At 66.4% G+C, this 2,839-nt stretch carries 2 protein-coding genes; one reads left to right on the top strand and one right to left on the bottom strand.

What is annotated here, in order from left to right; all coding sequences use genetic code 11:
- The coding region (locus tag ACFWIC_RS40685) for a ribosome-inactivating family protein (RefSeq protein ID WP_380522215.1) at window positions 1–1,413 on the bottom strand (1,413 nt) is incomplete at its 3' end.
- A gap of 861 nt (window positions 1,414–2,274) precedes the next feature.
- Between ACFWIC_RS40685 and ACFWIC_RS40680 the strand changes: the two genes are divergently transcribed.
- The coding region (locus tag ACFWIC_RS40680; protein WP_380522210.1) for a helix-turn-helix domain-containing protein at window positions 2,275–2,839 on the top strand (565 nt) is incomplete at its 3' end.

Here is a 2,839-nt window from a genome sequence, read left to right as displayed (position 1 = left end):
GGACCAGGTGTCATTGACGTACGACTTGTGCCAGAGCTCGTCGGTCGTTCCGCGGACGAACACGTCCAGGCGGCCGTTCTCCGGTGACACCACCGTAGGGGCGCCGACGATCCTGCCGTCGAGCTCTGTCCAGTTCGTCGTCCAGGACCCGTCGTGAGTCCAACTCCTCACCTCCAGGTCGTTGTCCGCGCCGCTGATGAAGACGTCGAGACTCCCTGGACCCCGACTGATCGCCGTCGGGCTGTCCCTCAGATCGCCTCCGAGTGACTCCCAGGCGGACCAGGTGTCATTGACGTACGACTTGTGCCAGAGCTCGTCGGTCGTTCCGCGGACGAACACGTCCAGGCGGCCGTTCTCCGGTGACACCACCGCAGGTGTCCCGACGAAGCCGCCGCTGGGAGTCGCGCCGAGGTCAGCAAAATCTTGCCAGACGGCACCGTTGTAGGACCTCTGGTACAGATGGCCGTCGTTGCCCTGGGCGAAGACGTCGAGACTGTTCGGTGCCTGGCTGACCGCCGTCGGATCGCCGGCCAGGCCTCCGCCGAAGGGCACCCATGGGGACCAGGTCGGCGACGGCACCGACCGTTTGCATGTGCGGTCAATGGCGGCCGAAAGCACTAGCGCCAGTACCGGTACAACGTCCAGGAAGGAGCGGTAATGCCGCTGGCCGATCACCTGCGCCGGGTGGGTGGGGTCCTGGCTGATGTGGGCCGTGTATTCGGAGAGCCGGCCCCAGCTGTTCTCCTCCATGAGGTACTCGGCAGGCAGCATGACTCCCGCGGATATCGAACCTGCCTGAGCGTGCATGAAGTCCGCGATGTGATGGAAGCGCGAGGCCTCGGCAGTGATCGCGGCAACCCGGAGCACGGCCCCGGCCAGGTCCGCATTGGAGACGCGGGCCTGGTCTCCGTCGTAGGCGCGCATGGTACTGAGTGCGTTCAATATCGACTCGGAACTGTAGCGCAGTACACTGCGGCCTGCGCCTGCCACGCGTTCGAGGGCGGGATAGTCGGACGCCATGGGCAGTTCGTGCGGTGCGCCCGCGTTGGTGAACTCGCGGACCCGCTCGGCCTCTCCTGTGAACGAGTAGGCCCGCGCATTGTGAGCCCATGAGCGGAACCCGATGAGGTACATGTTCTCCGCGTTGAAGTAGAGACTCATGCGCTCGTGATCGCCAAGGAAGACAACGATCTCGGTGTTGCCGGTCCCTGTGCGATACATGGAGTCACGATAGGAACGGCCCGTGGCTCGCAGACTGGCGATCATGGTTTGGTAGTGGCTTGCACGAACGGATGGGTTGTCCGTCCTGTAGTAGCGCCAGTCCACGCTGTGATCAGTGGCTGCCACAGCCGGCGGCGACGAGGCGATCGATCCGCCCAGAAGGGTGGTGATGGCTGCCAGTAGCGTCAGCACGGCGGTCAACGACCGACTCGTCCTGACGCCTGGATGTCTCTCAGTCATTTTCACCTCGGTGGATCGTGGTTGGGAAAGAACGGAGCCGACGCGGATTCGCCGGCCCGTGTGCAGAGTCCCCTTGTGTAGGGCACATGCCAGTCTCGGCCTCGTCGAGACGTCCGGGGCAGCGTGGAACTACCTGCCCCGATACCTGTCTTTCGGCCACCACCGGGACGACGGAGCCGATGAACTGGGCATCACCCCGGACAGGGGACGCATCCGAAGGGTGGATCCTCGGGTCCGTGGCGTGTTCGGTGGCGGCCACCGGATCGCCCCGGCCGAACTCGACGTAGCCGAGGACCAGGTCAGGACGAAGTCGGTGGGGGAGGAAGAGCCCTCTCGGTGACCAGGGTGAGCGCGGAGGAGCTGGGGGCGGCGGTGCGAAAGGCTGGTCGGTCGGGGTCCGGCACCGGTAGTCGGGGGCTTGCCATCGGTATTCGCCCTTGAAACCGAGGAACTGACGGCTCGTCGCGAGGCCTTGCGACCCGCGCGAGGCCCTGAGTGCCCCTCACAGACCATTCGCAAGGGAGAGCCGTGTACTCACCACGGACGCCCGAGAACCCGCAAGCCGCGCTCTACCTGCGGTGCTGTCCGAGCGATCCGTCGGAAACGGGATGCCACTGCTGCAGGTTGGAACGGCGCGCCCACCGGCATGGCCTGCCGGAGCCATTCGTGTACCAGGACGACGGTCGGAGACACCGTGACGGCCTCCCCCGGCGGAAGCTCCTCGAACGGGACATCGCGAACGGCCGGATCGACACGCTGCTTGGGTTCTAGCGGTCCTCGCAACACCCGCGATCGGTGGGAGTTGCGAGGACCGTGGCCGTTGGACGCGATGATCTTTCGGGGTTGAGGGAGCGTTTCCTTGCGCAGGTGGATGTGGTGGGGAACGCGACGGTGGTGGCGCGTGAGCTGGGGGTGAACCGGAACACTGCTTTCGGCTGGGCCCGGAAGGGCGGACGGAGCTCGGTGCGCCTGCCGCGGCGCCACCCCGGGCGCGATGAGTACGAGCGGCTTCGGGACACGGGTGTCGCACGCCTGGCGGCGGCCCGGCAGGTCGGTGTGAACGAGCGCACGGCCAGGGACTGGGAACGGGGCGTCAAGAAGACCGGCCATTCGCGCACGTATCCGGAGGGGTACCGCGTCGACTACCGGGCGGGAACCGTCACCATGTCCGGTGTGACAACAGTACCGGTCGGCTTGAGGGTCCTGGAGAAGCAGCTCCACCCGCGCTTCCTGACCCTGGCCGAGCGCGAACAGATCCGCGATCTGCGCTCGGCGGGCCAGTCTCTGCGGGCGATCGGACGGGCCCTGGGACGGCCGGCGAGCACGATCAAACGGGAGATCGACGCGAACGCGGGCAGCAGGGGCTACCAGCCCTACG

It is taken from the genome of Kitasatospora sp. NPDC127035, assembly GCF_042726075.1.
GTDB lineage: Bacteria > Actinomycetota > Actinomycetes > Streptomycetales > Streptomycetaceae > Kitasatospora.
This window is presented reverse-complemented; position numbering and strand designations above follow the sequence as displayed.